The organism is Streptomyces sp. NPDC107454 (assembly GCF_055582885.1).
This window is the reverse complement of record NZ_JBVJPA010000016.1, coordinates 197,786-211,275: the sequence shown is the minus strand read 5'-3', so window position 1 is coordinate 211,275 and position 13,490 is coordinate 197,786. Positions and strand designations below refer to the sequence as shown.

Annotated in this window: 13 protein-coding genes; 6 read left to right on the top strand and 7 right to left on the bottom strand. The window is 69.1% G+C overall.

What is annotated here, in order from left to right:
- Positions 1-13: 13 nt before the first annotated feature.
- From ACZ69M_RS37020 to ACZ69M_RS37010, 3 genes are read right to left on the bottom strand one after another with little or no spacing between them, the layout of a single operon-like run.
- A complete protein-coding gene (locus ACZ69M_RS37020) occupies positions 14-1,159 on the bottom strand; it encodes a cystathionine gamma-lyase (protein WP_470056938.1) in 1,146 nt (381 codons plus the stop codon).
- Positions 1,156-1,647, bottom strand: a complete 492-nt coding sequence (locus tag ACZ69M_RS37015) for a low molecular weight protein-tyrosine-phosphatase (RefSeq protein ID WP_470056936.1) — start codon at positions 1,645-1,647, stop codon at positions 1,156-1,158. The genes ACZ69M_RS37020 and ACZ69M_RS37015 overlap by 4 nt, the downstream gene beginning before the upstream one ends.
- Positions 1,648-1,656: 9 nt before the next feature.
- On the bottom strand, positions 1,657-2,037 hold the full coding sequence (locus ACZ69M_RS37010; protein WP_352052910.1) for a phage holin family protein: 381 nt from the start codon (positions 2,035-2,037) through the stop codon (positions 1,657-1,659).
- An 81-nt stretch (positions 2,038-2,118) separates the two neighbouring features.
- Between ACZ69M_RS37010 and ACZ69M_RS37005 the strand changes: the two genes are divergently transcribed.
- The 4 genes from ACZ69M_RS37005 to ACZ69M_RS36990 all read left to right on the top strand — a co-directional run bounded on the left by ACZ69M_RS37005 (position 2,119) and on the right by ACZ69M_RS36990 (position 4,490).
- Positions 2,119-2,436, top strand: coding sequence for a cupin domain-containing protein (locus ACZ69M_RS37005; protein ID WP_266432725.1), 318 nt, complete (start codon positions 2,119-2,121; stop codon positions 2,434-2,436).
- A 165-nt stretch (positions 2,437-2,601) separates the two neighbouring features.
- A complete protein-coding gene (locus tag ACZ69M_RS37000; protein ID WP_054236469.1) occupies positions 2,602-2,814 on the top strand; it encodes a DUF5326 family protein in 213 nt (70 codons plus the stop codon).
- Positions 2,815-3,179: 365 nt separating this feature from the next.
- Positions 3,180-3,953 (top strand): IclR family transcriptional regulator, encoded by a 774-nt coding sequence (locus tag ACZ69M_RS36995; RefSeq protein WP_470057048.1) that lies wholly within the window; start codon positions 3,180-3,182, stop codon positions 3,951-3,953.
- A 99-nt stretch (positions 3,954-4,052) separates the two neighbouring features.
- Positions 4,053-4,490: an SsgA family sporulation/cell division regulator gene (locus ACZ69M_RS36990; RefSeq protein ID WP_067376783.1), complete on the top strand. Its 438-nt coding sequence runs from the start codon at positions 4,053-4,055 to the stop codon at positions 4,488-4,490.
- Between the two features lie 61 nt (positions 4,491-4,551).
- Here ACZ69M_RS36990 and ACZ69M_RS36985 read toward each other — a convergent pair whose 3' ends face one another.
- A complete protein-coding gene (locus ACZ69M_RS36985) occupies positions 4,552-6,150 on the bottom strand; it encodes a YibE/F family protein (RefSeq protein ID WP_470056934.1) in 1,599 nt (532 codons plus the stop codon).
- Between the two features lie 241 nt (positions 6,151-6,391).
- Between ACZ69M_RS36985 and thiC the strand changes: the two genes are divergently transcribed.
- On the top strand, positions 6,392-8,221 hold the full coding sequence (gene thiC / locus ACZ69M_RS36980) for a phosphomethylpyrimidine synthase ThiC (protein ID WP_470056933.1): 1,830 nt from the start codon (positions 6,392-6,394) through the stop codon (positions 8,219-8,221).
- Positions 8,222-8,317: 96 nt separating this feature from the next.
- Positions 8,318-9,796, top strand: coding sequence for a VWA domain-containing protein (locus ACZ69M_RS36975; protein WP_470056931.1), 1,479 nt, complete (start codon positions 8,318-8,320; stop codon positions 9,794-9,796).
- A gap of 132 nt (positions 9,797-9,928) precedes the next feature.
- Here ACZ69M_RS36975 and ACZ69M_RS36970 read toward each other — a convergent pair whose 3' ends face one another.
- The 3 genes from ACZ69M_RS36970 to ACZ69M_RS36960 all read right to left on the bottom strand — a co-directional run bounded on the left by ACZ69M_RS36970 (position 9,929) and on the right by ACZ69M_RS36960 (position 13,422).
- Positions 9,929-10,798, bottom strand: a complete 870-nt coding sequence (locus ACZ69M_RS36970) for a hypothetical protein (protein WP_470056929.1) — start codon at positions 10,796-10,798, stop codon at positions 9,929-9,931.
- A 181-nt stretch (positions 10,799-10,979) separates the two neighbouring features.
- Entirely contained in the window at positions 10,980-12,050 is a 1,071-nt protein-coding gene (locus ACZ69M_RS36965) for a metallophosphoesterase (RefSeq protein WP_470056927.1), read from the bottom strand.
- Between the two features lie 259 nt (positions 12,051-12,309).
- Positions 12,310-13,422, bottom strand: a complete 1,113-nt coding sequence (locus ACZ69M_RS36960) for a LacI family DNA-binding transcriptional regulator (RefSeq protein WP_470056926.1) — start codon at positions 13,420-13,422, stop codon at positions 12,310-12,312.
- Between the last annotated feature and the right edge of the window lie 68 nt (positions 13,423-13,490).

Below are 13,490 nucleotides of genomic sequence, written 5' to 3'. Positions count from 1 at the left end.
GTTCAGGCAGGGGTCACTGCGCGGATTCGTCGAGCGCGCGCAGTACGTCCGCCACCAGGTCCTCGTGGTCCTCGGCGCCGGCCGAGAAACGGATGAAGCCCTCTGGCACCGCGTCGCCGCCCCACCGGCCGCGCCGTTCGGCGGTGGACCGCACCCCGCCGAAGCTCGTCGCGTCGTCCACCAGGCGCAGCGCGTCCAGGAATCGGTCGGCACGCTCGCGCGTGGGCAGGGTGAAGGACACCACGCATCCGAAGCGCCGCATCTGCTGCGAGGCGATCTTGTGCGAGGGATCGTCGGGCAGTCCCGGATAGCGCAGCCCGGTCACCTCGGGCCGACCGCGCAGCGCCTCGGCGATCACCAGGGCGTTGGCGTTCTGCCGGTCGGCACGCAGCTGGAGCGTGGCGAGGGAGCGATGGGCCAGCCAGGCCTCCATGGGCCCGGGGATCGCTCCGACGATCTTCCGCCAGCGCTGCACGGGCGCCATCAGGTCGGCGTCCAGCGCGGTGACGTATCCGAGGAGGATGTCGCCGTGTCCGGTGAGCATCTTGGTGCCGCTGGCGACCGAGAAGTCGGCACCCAGCTCCAGCGGGCGCTGCCCGAGCGGGGTCGCCAGGGTGTTGTCGACCGCGACAAGGGTGCCCTGCGCGTGGGCTGCCGCGACGAGGCGTCGTACGTCGCAGACGTCGAGCCCCGGGTTCGACGGGGTCTCGATCCACAGCAGCTTCGCGCCGTCGAGCACCTCGAGCTGGGCGTCGCCGCCGGTCGGGGCGGTGCGTACCTCGATGCCGTACGCGGTGAGCTGCTCGCGCACCAGTGGCAGCACCTGGTAGCCGTCGGCGGGCAGGACCACCACGTCTCCGGCCTTCAGCTGGGAGAAGAGCACCGCCGAGATGGCGGCCATCCCGGAGGGGAAGGCGAGCGTCGTGGCACCGTCCTGCCCGGGTGCCTCCAACTCGCCGATGGCACGCTCCAGGAGCGTCCAGGTCGGGTTCTGGTCACGACCGTAGGTGTACGGGCCGGTCGGATCGCCCGGCAGATGGAAATGCGCGGCGAAGACCGGGCCCGGAAGCGTCGGCTCGTATTTGACGGGGTCGGGCAGCCCCGCCCGTACCGCTCGCGTGCCGTCGCCGCTTCCCGTGACGAAATCCCCTGACGTCATGCTGCCCGTCCCTCCAGTTCTTGCTGCACAGCGGCGAGCAGTCCGGGGCTCGCCGCCTCCACCATCTCAAGACATTCCTCGAAGCCGTCCATGGGTCCGTAATACGGATCGGGAACCTCCAGGTCGTCGCCCGCGGCGGGGTCGTACGACCGCAGCAGCCGGACCTTCGCCGCGTCCTCGGGAGTGGGCGCGAGCCGGCGCAGGGCCTTGAGGTGGCCGGAGTCGAGGGCGATCACGAGGTCGAGGCGGGAGAACCACGAGGCGTGGAACTGGCGGGCCGCATGGCCGCTCTCGTAGCCGGCCGCCTCCAGGACGGCGACGGTGCGCGAATCCGCACCGTCGCCCTCGTGCCAGCCGCCCGTGCCCGCGCTGTCGACCTCTACCAGGCCATCGAGTCCGGCCTCTTCTATGCGGGCACGGAAGACCGACTCGGCCATCGGCGAGCGGCAGATGTTGCCGGTACAGACGAAACAGACGCGAAAGGACATCGGACGCTCTCAGTCCTCGCCGTCGGGCAGCACGACATTGAGCGCCCAGGACACGACCGAAACGATCAGGCCGCCCACCACGGCGGTCCAGAAGCCCTCCACATGGAAACTGAGGTCGAGCTTGCCGGCCACCCACGAGGTGAGCAGCAGCATCAGGGCGTTGACCACGAGGGTGATCAGGCCGAGCGTCAGAATGAAGAGCGGGAAGGTCAGCACCTTCACCACCGGTTTGACCAGGAAGTTCACCAGACCGAAGACCAGGGCGACCACCAGCAGCGTGCCGACCTTCTTGCCGGTACTGGTCCCTGTCAGGGTGATCTTGTCGAGCAGCCACACCGCGACGGCCAGGGCCCCCGCGTTGGCGATCGTCTTGACTACGAAATTCTTCATGTGTCTGATCGTGGCAGAAGAGATCGACTGGCGAGCAAGGCTGTGGACACAGCTTTCGGAGCACGGGAGCGGACGAGGGCGATGAAGGCATTCCGGCTGGACGAACTGGAGGCGGAACGGGCCGCCAACGACGGTGCTTACCTGCAGTTTCTGCGCGAACGGAACATGTCGGTCGGCCTGTACGCGCTCGACGCGGGTGCGCCCGATCCGCAGAAGCCGCACCAGCAGGACGAGGTGTACTTCGTCGTGAGCGGCCGCGCTTCGATCACGGTGGGCCTGGAGACCACCCAGGTCGCACGCGGCAGCGTCGTCTACGTACCCGCGGGGGTCGCCCACAAGTTCCACCACGTCACCGAGGACCTGCGGGTTCTGGTGGTGTTCTCTCCGCCCGAGAGCTGACGGGGACCTCAGGGTTCCCTAGGGGGACGGTCAGGGGAGGACAAGGGGTGCGGGACCCCCGTCGGCGCCTTCGCGGCTCTAGCATCGAATGCAGGACATCACAGAACCCGGAATCAGAGTCCCGGACTTGGGGCCACGGGCGTAGAGAGGCTAAGGACAAGGGCGATGCGAGAGATCTTCGGCGGGATGCCGTGGTGGGTGAAGTGGATCGCGGTGCCGGTCATCGCTCTGGTCGTGTTCGGCACGGTGATAGTCAGCGTGCTCAGTGTGTTGATCGGCCTGCTTTTCAAGGTCCTGATCTTCGTCGCCCTCGTCGGCGGATTGATCTACGTGGTACGGAAGTTCATGTCGAGTTCGTCGTCGCGCAGCGACTGGTGAGACACAACCGGGTGAGTAACGGGTAACGGGCAGGTCGGGAAAGGGAACTCAAGGTTCCCTCGGCCGAGGGAAGTTTTCCGGCGAGGCCGTCTGCATGCGGTGATGGGCGGTTACAGTCCGGAATTCCACGCGGGGCCGACCCCCCGCGGGCAGCGCACAGCCCCCTCCCGTGTGCCCCCGCACGGGCGGTTCCCCTCGCGCTTCGGGAGTGCCCCTTGGCCACGGTTGACACCGCACCCGCACAATCACCCGTCCCACCCCTCCAGCGGTCCAGCGCTTCCGCGGGGACATGTCTCCCGCCCACCCAACCGCGCACCTCGCCCGCCGAGGCGCGTACCCCTCTGCCGGAGGCGCGTACTCCTCCCCTGGAAGCCGTGTCGCCGGAGCCGCATACCACGACCCTGATCGGCTCCGTCCAGCGGGCGATGCGCCTGCTGGAGGCCGTTGCCGCGCGCGAGCACGGGGCGCCCGCGAAGCAGCTCGCGCGGGAGGCCGGGCTCGCGCTGCCGACGGCCTACCACCTGCTGCGGACCCTGGTCCACGAGGGCTATCTGTGCCGTGACAAGGGGCTGTTCTTCCTCGGTGAGGCCGCCGAGCGGTTGGGCAGTAGCGGAGCGCAGCAGAAACGTCGCAGCATGGTGAGCGCGACGCTTGCCCAGTGGCGCGATTCGATCGGTGCGCCCGTGTACTACGCGGTCTACCGTGACGGCGAGATCGAGGTCATGTGCGTCGCCGACACTCCAGGGATTCCGGCGGTGGAGGAGTGGGCGGACTTCCGGGAGACCGGACACGCCCATGCGATCGGCCAGTGTCTGCTGTCCCAGCTCGACGAGAAGGCCCGTCGGGATCATCTCGACCGCTATCCCGTGCAGTCGATCACTCCCTATACGGTGCGCGACAGCGTCAGTCTGCTGCGGCGACTGGAGCGGACGGGACGGATGGAGACTGTCGTCGAGCGCCAGGAGTACGCGCTGGGCACGGTCTGCGCGGCCCTTCCCATCACGGTCGGCACAACTGCCGCCGCAATGGCCATTTCTCTCCCTCTTCACCAGGCCGATCGACTGCTGCCTGCGGCACGACAATTGCAAGGTGAGATCGGCAGACTACTGGGGACACTCTCGATCTCTATCAGCATCTGAAAACTCACTCCTTGTGATCTCTTGTGCACGTTGAGCAATATTTCAGCAGAGTCAGGGGGATGATTCCTGGCCAGTCGACGGCAAACGACGGGGTAGGCGATGCGCGAGTCGGTCCAGGCAGAGGTCATGATGAGCTTCCTCGTTTCGGAGGAGCTCTCTTTCCGCATTCCGGTGGAGCTGCGATACGAGACCTGTGATCCCTATGCCGTGCGGCTGACCTTCCACTTGCCCGGCGACGCGCCCGTGACCTGGGCGTTCGGGCGGGAATTGCTGATCGACGGCGTGGGACGGCCGTGCGGTGACGGGGATGTGCACATCGCGCCCGCCGACCCGGAGGCGTTCGGTGAGGTGCTGATCCGGCTCCAGGTGGGTGGCGACCACGCGCTGTTCCGGTCCGGGGCGGCGCCGCTCGTGGCCTTCCTCGACCGCACGGACAAGCTGGTGCCCCTGGGGCAGGAGCGTTCCCTCGCGGACTTCGACGCCCATCTCGACGAGGCGCTGGACCGCATCCTGGCGGAGGAGCAGAGCGCGGGCTGAGCCCCAGCACCCGCCAAGCGGAGTAACGCTTCCTCACCGGTGACGAGAGTGCGGGGAGGCTTCAGTGCTTGCGGCGACGGCCCTTCCCGCCGCGGGCCGGCGCCCGGCTCTCGACAGGCTCCGTGGCGGCGGCCGGGACGGCCGGACGGTCCGCGGAGACCACCAGGGCGGCCAGCAGCGTGGTCACCGGCACCGAGGCGACCAGTCCGATCGAGCCGACCAGGGTGCGCACGATCTCTTCGGCGACCAGTTCGCTGTTGGCGACCGTGCCCACACTGCTCTGCGCGATCGAGAAGAGCAGCAGCAGGGGAAGCGCGGCACCCGCGTACGCCAGGACGAGCGTGTTGACGACCGATGCGATGTGGTCACGGCCGATCCGGATGCCCGCACGGTACAGATCGCGCCAGCCCATCGTCGGACTGGCCTCGTGCAGCTCCCAGACCGCCGAGGTCTGCGTCACCGTCACATCGTCGAGCACACCGAGCGAACCGATGATGACGCCCGCGAGCAGCAGACCGCTCATGTCGATGGACGGATACAGGCCATGGATCAGACCGGTGTTGTCGTCCGTGTTGCCGGTCAGCGCCGCCCAGCCGATGAACTCCGAGCCGAGGATGCCGATCAGCACCAGGGAGAGCAGGGTGCCGAGCACCGCCACCGACGTACGGGCCGAGAGGCCATGGCACATGTAGAGCGCGATCAGCATGATCGCGCTTGCCCCGACCACGGCCACGACCAGAGGATTCGAGCCCTGAAGGATCGCGGGCAGGATGAAGAAGGTCAGGATCACGAAGCTGATGGCCAGTGCGACCAGCGCCATGACACCGCGCATCCGGCCCACCACCACGACGGCCAGCGCGAAAATCCCGGCGAGCAGCGCCATCGGGAACTTCCGGTTCACATCGGTGACCGAGTACTGCAGGTCCCTGGGCGCGGAGGGTTCGTAGGCGGCCACGACCTTCTCGCCCTCGTGCAACTGCCGTGACTGGTCGGGCTGGATGATCTCCGTGAACGTACGGCCCTTGTCCTTGCCGGTGTCGATCCGGATCGTCGCCTTTTTGCAGTCGCCCGTCGCCTCTTGTTGCGCGGAGGAGCCCTCGGCGGTGGATGTGTCGCCGGTCGGGGTCTCCCCCGACGCGTTCACGGACTTGCAGCTGACCTTGTCGACCTTGGTGACCGTGGCCTGCTGGGTCTGCCGGTCGAAGCCGACGCCGGTGCGCTCGTGGGAAGGGGCGCCACCGGGCCAGAGCACCGCGAGACCCACAACGACCGCGGCGGCGAAGGGGATCAGGATGGCCGCGATGACCTTGCGCAGATGCTTGGAGACGGGCGTGGCGGGCCCATGGCTGTGACTGTGCGAGTGCCCAGCCCCATGCCCTTCCCCGGGGCCGTGCCCGTCTCCAGGGCCGTGCCCGTTCCCCGGTCCAGGACCCTTCCCGGGCCCGCCCCCAGACCCGGACCCATGTCCGTGCCCGCCCCCGGGGCCGTGCCCGTGTCCCTCACCCGGTCCGTGCCCATGCCCGACCCCTGGACCGGGGACGCCACCACCGTCCGGCCCGTGTCCGCGGCCGTCTCCGGAGCCAGGTCCATAGCCGTCTCCGGGACCGCGTCGGCGCGGCGGCTCGGACGGCGGGAACGGGGGCTGCTGCGTTGTGGTCACCGACCGATCATCGCAAGAACGGCGAGGGCCCTCTGTTCACCGCGCCAGATATGACGCTAGCGTGGAGTCACCTTTGCACACGCGGGAGCTCGGAGCACCGGGCTGAGAGGGCGCTGACCTCCGTCTTAGCGATGTTTCACGTGGAACGAGTGATGTTTCACAAGGGACGTCTGCAGACGGAATCCGCTGCGTCGACCGCCGAACCTGTTACCGGGTAATGCCGGCGTAGGGAGTAGGTCTCATGACCAACAAGGACGTACGCACGCCTGCCTCCAGCCAGATGGGCGAGGCGCCTGCCGCGCCCGAGGGCGAACAGCCACGGGAGGCCGGGAAGTCCATCGGCTGGCACAAGGGGTACGTCGGGGGTTCGCGCCCTGATCTGCGGGTGCCGGTCCGTCAAGTGCACCTCACCAACGGGCAGTCCGTCACGCTGTACGACACCTCAGGGCCGTACACCGATCCGATCGTCGACACCGACGTACGCAGGGGTCTCGCGCCACTGCGCGAGAACTGGATCATCGCCCGCGGTGACACCGAGGAGTACGCGGGCCGTCCCGTCCGTCCCGAGGACGACGGAATCAAGCACACCTCACCGCGCGGGGGCCTGCGCAACCTCGACGCGGTCTTCCCGGGGCGGCCGCGCCAGCCGCGTCGAGGCCGTCCCGGAGAGGCGGTCACGCAGCTCGCGTACGCCCGGCGGGGTGAGATCACGCCCGAGATGGAGTTCGTGGCGGTTCGCGAGAACGTCGACCCCGAGGTTGTACGCGAGGAGATCGCCGCCGGTCGCGCGGTGCTGCCCGCCAACGTCAACCACCCGGAGATCGAGCCGATGATCATCGGCAAGCGATTCCTGGTGAAGGTCAACGCCAACATCGGCAACTCCGCCGTCACCTCCTCCATCGAGGAGGAGGTCGAGAAGATGACCTGGGCGACCCGCTGGGGCGCGGACACGGTGATGGACCTGTCCACCGGCCGCAATATCCACACCACGCGGGAATGGGTCCTGCGCAACTCCCCCGTCCCCATCGGCACGGTGCCGCTCTACCAGGCTCTGGAGAAGGTGGACGGCCGCGCCGAGGAGCTGACCTGGGAGATCTACAAGGACACGGTCATCGAGCAGGCCGAGCAGGGCGTGGACTACATGACGGTCCACGCGGGCGTGCGGCTGCCGTACGTGCCGCTCACCGCGAACCGCAAGACCGGCATCGTCTCCCGCGGCGGCTCGATCATGGCGGCCTGGTGCCTCGCGCACCACAAGGAATCGTTCCTCTACGAGAACTTCGAGGAACTCTGCGAGATTCTCGCGGCGTACGACGTCACGTACTCGCTCGGCGACGGGCTGCGGCCCGGGTCGATCGCGGACGCCAACGACGCAGCCCAGTTCGCGGAGTTGAGGACGCTCGGGGAACTCAACACGATCGCGAAGCGTTTTCATGTACAGACGATGATCGAGGGCCCGGGACATGTCCCGATGCACAAGATCAAGGAGAATATCGACCTTCAGCAGGAGATCTGTGATGAAGCTCCGTTCTATACGCTCGGCCCGCTGACGACGGACGTCGCGCCGGCTTACGACCACATCACCTCCGGCATCGGTGCCGCGATGATCGCCTGGTGGGGCACGGCCATGCTCTGCTACGTCACGCCCAAGGAGCACTTGGGCCTGCCCAATCGTGACGACGTCAAGACCGGCGTCATCACCTACAAGATCGCCGCCCACGCAGCCGACCTTGCCAAGGGGCACCCAGGTGCACAGGAATGGGACGACGCGCTGTCCGACGCCCGCTTCGAGTTCCGGTGGGAGGACCAGTTCAACCTGGCCCTCGACCCGGACACGGCACGGGAGTTCCACGACGAGACCCTGCCGGCCGAACCCGCCAAGACGGCGCACTTCTGCTCCATGTGCGGTCCGAAGTTCTGCTCGATGAAGATCAGCCAGAGCATCACCGAGCAGTTCGGCGGTACGGCGGCCGCGGGGGCGTCGGCTGAAGAGGTCGCCGAGGGGATGCTGCAGAAGTCTCGGGAGTTCGCCGCCGCGGGCAACCGGGTCTATCTGCCGCTCGCGGACTGAACCGCACGCACGCGCAGTCGTGCCCGGAGCCGTTCGCGGCGTACATCAGGCGCAACGAACGGCTCCCGGGCCGTGTTCTCTCGGCAGACTGGGCCCATGACATCGACATCCATGAGCAAGGGCGCCAACCTTCCCGTCGCCGCCGGGGCGGTGCGGGCCGTGCTCGGCTGGAGGGGAGGGGCCGGTGCGCCGGACGCGGATGCCTCGGCGCTGCTGCTCGGCCCGGGCGGACGCGTGCGGGACGACGGGGACTTCGTCTTCTACAACCAGCCGCAGCACGCCTCCGGCGCCGTACGGCATCTCGGGAAGCAGCGGGACGGCGCTGCCACGACGGACACCGTCGAGGTGGACCTGCGTGCCCTGGAACCGGAGATCGAGCGGGTCGTCCTGTGCGCCTCGGCCGATGGCGGCACCTTCGGCGGGCTGTCCGGACTGACGCTGCGGCTGCTCGATGCCGGGACCCAGCAGGAGATCGCGCGCTTCGAGATGGAGGCCACGACGGAGACGGCGTTCATCGGAGGCGAGCTCTATCTGCGGGGAGGTCAGTGGAAGTTCCGGGCGGTCGGACAGGGCTATGCGTCCGGGCTGGCCGGTCTCGCCACCGACTTCGGTATCAGCGTGGAGTCCGACGGGGCCGGTGAGTCCAGGCCGGAGCCGGCGGTTTCGTCCGGGGGCACACCGGCGGTCTCGCCCGCGCTCCCGCCGACGGGCTCGCTGACGGCCGCTTCCAGCGCTGCGGGCGCCTCGCCGGCACCTCCGGCACCGCCAGTGTCCCCAGTGTCTCCAGTGTCCCCGGCTTCCTCCCCGCGTCTCAGCAAGGGTGAGGAGCGGTTGCCCGTGGACATGCGCAAGCGGCTCTCGTTGCGCAAGGAGCAGGTGGCGGTCAGCCTGCGGAAGCACGGTGCGGAGGGGGTCACGGCGCGCGTCGTGTTGATTCTCGACGCCTCCGGTTCCATGTCGTTCCTGTACTCGAAGGGCGTCGTGGCCGATGTGGTGGAGCGGATGGCCGCGGTGGCGGCGCAGCTGGACGACGACGGGGTGATGCAGGCGTGGACGTTCGCCTCCCACGCCGCCCGGCTGCCGGACCTGAGTCTGGGCGAGCTGCCCGGGTGGCTGCAGCTCCATGTCCGGGTCGGTGAGCTGAGCCTGTTCCGGCGGAGCAAGAAGCCGCGGAAGGGCCTGCAGCCGGGGCAGGTGGACATGCGGTCGGTCGGTATCCAGAACGAGGAGCAGAAGGCGATCGCCGAGGTGCGTACGTATGTACGAGAGCACCCGGCTGTCGATCCCACGCTGGTGTTGTTCTTCTCCGACGGAGGTGTCTATCGGAACAAGGAGATCGAGCAGGAGCTGAGGGACGCGGTGGAGGAGCCGATCTTCTGGCAGTTCGTGGGCCTGGGGCGGTCGAACTACGGCGTGCTGGAGCGGTTCGACACGCTGCCCGGTCGGCGCGTCGACAATGTGGGGTTCTTCGCGGTGGACGACATCAGCGGCGTACCGGACCCGGAGTTGTACGACCGGCTGCTTTCCCAGTTCCCGGCCTGGATGAGGGCGGCCCGGGGGCTCGGCATCATCTGACGGGCGCGCCGGGACCGTACCGGCGGGACGAGCGGGGCGGCGTCGGTGAAGGGGCGGGCAGCGGCAAAAGGGCCCGCGCCGTATCGGCGCAGGCCCCTCGTTCCCGTCACCCCGGTGTCGGCCCGCCGGGTGTCACTCCGGCTGGTGCTCGGGCCCCCCGAAGTCCGGGCTGGTGAAGTCCGGGCTGGTGAAGCTCGGGCGCGGACCCGCCGCGGGGCCGCCGTCGGGGCTGCTGAACCCCGGCCGGTTGTAGCCGAGGTGCGGCATGCGGCCGGTGGTCGGTGTCGGTGACGGACGGGTCAGTGCCGCCGTGCCCGGATCGGCGAGGGCCTCCCGGAGGAACGGCATGATGCCGCGCTCCAGCAGGGCCTCGCGCCAGGCTTCCCTGGCCCGGGCCACCTCCGCGTTGAGCTCGCCGGGTGCTCCGGCCTGGAGCGAGGACGAGCCGTTGCGCAGAGCGGTGAGCAGCAGCCCGGCCGCGGCGACCAGGATCGCGGCCGCCGTGACCGCGCCGAAGACCCACCCGGTGGTCAGCAGGGTCTGGGCGAACGCCAGCTCGGGGGTGAGGACCTTCAGGATGAATCCCACGAGCAGGAAGATCGCCGCGGCTGTTCCGGCAAGGACGGGCGCGAGCACCGCGACGACGGCGATCGCGCCGGCTCCGGAGGTCTCGGTGACCTCGCCCATGGTGGCGGCGAGCCCCATCGCGGTCGCGCCGGGCTCCGCGGAGCCCGCTCCTTCGCTCACGGTTGGGGTGGACGGCGCCGGGCGGCGCAGTTCCTCGCGGACCTTCACGTAGTGCGCGTACTCGGTCGCCGCGGCCGCCGTGATGAGTGCGGTGGCGTTGAGCGCCATGGTGCGCAGCTGTTCGGCATTGAGCCGCCGGCCGACAGCGGCGAGTTCCGGGCGGTGTGGGGCGGAGCGCAGCGCCTCATCGAGGATCCGCTCGTATTCCTGGCGGTCCTCGCTCAGCAGGTGCTGCGGAACGCTGTTCATGTGCATCCCCCGATGCTCCGTAGGGCTGGTGGCTCGCACGCTGACGAGCCGTCGGGCAGAAACGGAGGGGAGCCTGCTACGGATAAGCCGATGGTAGAGCGGTGACGGCACGCCGTGACAGGGGGTTTCCAGAAATTGCCCCCTGGCCAGCGCTGTCCTTCGTAGGGGACGCTTGCCCGAAGAACCCTCAGCTATCCAGGGGCAGTTGCTGGACCAGCAGTTTTCCGGCCATGGTCACTCCGCCGTCCATCGCGATGGCCAGTCCGTCGGCGTAGAGATGTGGTCCCTCGACCACGGGTCCCGCGGTGTCCTCGCCGTCCTCCGAGCCGACCTCGCCCAGGAGGTACGGGATGGGGCTGTGGCCATGGACGACACGGGTGCCGCCGTAAGTGTCCAGCAGGGACAGCGCTGCCTCGGCGCCGCCCTCGTCGCGGAAGGCGAAGCGTCTGGTGAACTTCCGGAAGAGGTCCCAGCACTCGTCCGCGTCGTTGCGCGTGAGGGTTTCGCGGATGGTGTCGTTGACCGCCTCGATCGAGTCGCCGTAGTCGAGGTAGGCGGTGGTGTCGGAGTGCACGAGGAGGTGCCCGTCGACCTGCTCCATGGCGTCCAGGCGGGCCATCCACTGCAGGTGGTGGTCCTGGAGGCGGTCCATGTCGGTCTTCTGGCCGCCGTTGAGCAGCCACGCGGCCTGGAAGGTGGCGGTGCCCGCGCCGGAGTTGACGGGGGTGTCGCCGAACCGCTTGGCGCCGAGCAGCAGCAGCTCGTGGTTGCCCATGAGCGCCTTGCAGTAGCCGCCGACTGCGGCCGCCTCGGCGGACAGCCGCATCACGAGGTCGATCACGCCGATGCCGTCGGGGCCGCGGTCGGTGAAGTCGCCGAGGAACCACAGGCGCGCGGTCCCGGCGGACCAGTTGCCCGCGGCGTCGAGGAGGCCCTGCTCCTGGAGCGCGGCGACCAGCTGGTCGAGGTAGCCGTGCACGTCGCCCACGACGTACAGCGGACCCGGCCCGTCGGCGGGCTGGGGGGCCGCCACGGCGGCGGGGTCCATGGCGACCTGCACCGTGTCGCCCCGGTTGATGACGGGCAGGTCGCGCCGGGTGGGCGTGTAGCCCTCGGGCTCCTCGCCGACTCCGGCCGCCTCGCCGGGAGCTGCGCTCGGCGGGTACGGACCGGTCTCGTGGATGTACGCGGGCACCCGGAAGTCGCGCAACGTCTCCGTCCGCACCGCCTCGGGTCCCTGACCGGCCCCCTGAGTCATCGACCCCTCCACCACCATCGCGCCGCATCTGCACCGGATCGGACTGCCTGGTCGCAGCGGCCCGCGGTGTCGTGGGCCCATCATAGGAATGCGGATCGCGCCATGTGATGACCCAGGGGTGGTGAATCGGAGCAGGAGCCCTGTTCGCCACGGTTTTCGCCCGAATTGGGCGGGGCTTTCCCTGGTGGATGCCCCGCCGCCGACATGACGGACGTCAACCTCAGCGTACGCCGGGCCACTCCTCCCCGGGTGACCCGGACTACCCCTGCTCGGGTGACCGGGGCGGGCTGACCGTCGTACGGGGTGGACGGCGCTCGGAGGAGGTCCGCACGATCAGCTCCGTCGGTATGACCTGTTCGACGGGTTGGTCGGCTTCCGCTCCCTCGATGGCGTCGATGAGGAGCTGGACGACGGCGGTGCCGATGCGGCGAGGTTTGAGCGAGAGGGTGGTGATGGGCGGCTCGGTGCTGGCGTAGACGGTGGACTCGCTGCAGCAGACCAGCAGCAGGTCGTCCGGGACGCGCAGTCCGTAGCGCCGGGCCGCGGCCAGCAGATCGGTGCCGTTGGGGTCGAAGAGGCCGTAGACCGCGTCGGGGCGGTCGGGCCGGGCCAGCAGCCGGTCCGCGGCGACGGCGCCCGCACACGGGTCGTGGGCCGGGTAGGCCTCGTACACCGGATCCTGTCCGACCCGCTCGCACCAGTGCAGATACGCGGTGGTGGAGAGGTGGGTGTAGGTGTCGGTGGAGGTGCCGGTGAGGAGGCCGATGCGGCGGGCGCCGGCGTCGGCGAGGTGGTCGAGGATGTCCAGGACGGCGGCTTCGTGGTCGTTGTCGACCCAGGCGGTGACGGGCAGGGTGCCGGCGGGGCGGCCGTCGGAGACGACGGGTAAGCCCTGCCGGACGAGTTCGCTGACCACGGGGTCCTGGTCGGAGGGGTCGATGACGACGGTTCCGTCGAGGGCGACGTTGGACCAGACGTCGTGGCGTGAGGTGGCGGGGAGGATGACCAGGGCGTAGCCGCGGGCGAGTGCGGCGGAGGTGGCGGCTCTGGCCATCTCGGCGAAGTAGGCGAATTCGGTGAAGGTGAAAGGTTCATCCCCGTAGGTGGTCACGGTCAGGCCGATGAGGCCGGACTTGCCGGTACGGAGGGTGCGGGCGGCGGCCGACGGGCGATAGCCCAGCCGGTCGGCGACTTCGCGGACGTGGCGTCGGGTGGCGTCCGGGAGCCGGCCCTTGCCGTTGAGGGCGTCGGAGACGGTTGTGATGGAGACGCCTGCGGCCGCGGCGACGTCTCTGATTCCCGCTCGGCCCGGTCGACCGCCTCGGCGGGTAGTCTCCGCCCGGCTCACCTGGTGCTTCCCTGCTGCTGTCATGGCGAGCCGATAGTAGGGCTCATGCGGTGGGGTAGTGCGGACGCATATGCACGCGTTGACAGGCACGT

Excerpts from the sequence above, each read along its gene's own strand:
- ACZ69M_RS37020 (WP_470056938.1), bottom strand. The coding sequence starts at position 1,159 with ATGACGTCAGGGGATTTCGTCACGGGAAGCGGCGACGGCACGCGAGCG.
- ACZ69M_RS37015 (WP_470056936.1), bottom strand. The coding sequence starts at position 1,647 with ATGTCCTTTCGCGTCTGTTTCGTCTGTACCGGCAACATCTGCCGCTCG.
- ACZ69M_RS37010 (WP_352052910.1), bottom strand. The coding sequence starts at position 2,037 with ATGAAGAATTTCGTAGTCAAGACGATCGCCAACGCGGGGGCCCTGGCC.
- ACZ69M_RS37005 (WP_266432725.1), top strand. The coding sequence starts at position 2,119 with ATGAAGGCATTCCGGCTGGACGAACTGGAGGCGGAACGGGCCGCCAAC.
- ACZ69M_RS37000 (WP_054236469.1), top strand. The coding sequence starts at position 2,602 with ATGCGAGAGATCTTCGGCGGGATGCCGTGGTGGGTGAAGTGGATCGCG.
- ACZ69M_RS36990 (WP_067376783.1), top strand. The coding sequence starts at position 4,053 with ATGCGCGAGTCGGTCCAGGCAGAGGTCATGATGAGCTTCCTCGTTTCG.
- thiC (WP_470056933.1), top strand. The coding sequence starts at position 6,392 with ATGACCAACAAGGACGTACGCACGCCTGCCTCCAGCCAGATGGGCGAG.
- ACZ69M_RS36975 (WP_470056931.1), top strand. The coding sequence starts at position 8,318 with ATGACATCGACATCCATGAGCAAGGGCGCCAACCTTCCCGTCGCCGCC.
- ACZ69M_RS36970 (WP_470056929.1), bottom strand. The coding sequence starts at position 10,798 with ATGCACATGAACAGCGTTCCGCAGCACCTGCTGAGCGAGGACCGCCAG.
- ACZ69M_RS36965 (WP_470056927.1), bottom strand. The coding sequence starts at position 12,050 with ATGACTCAGGGGGCCGGTCAGGGACCCGAGGCGGTGCGGACGGAGACG.
- ACZ69M_RS36960 (WP_470056926.1), bottom strand. The coding sequence starts at position 13,422 with ATGACAGCAGCAGGGAAGCACCAGGTGAGCCGGGCGGAGACTACCCGC.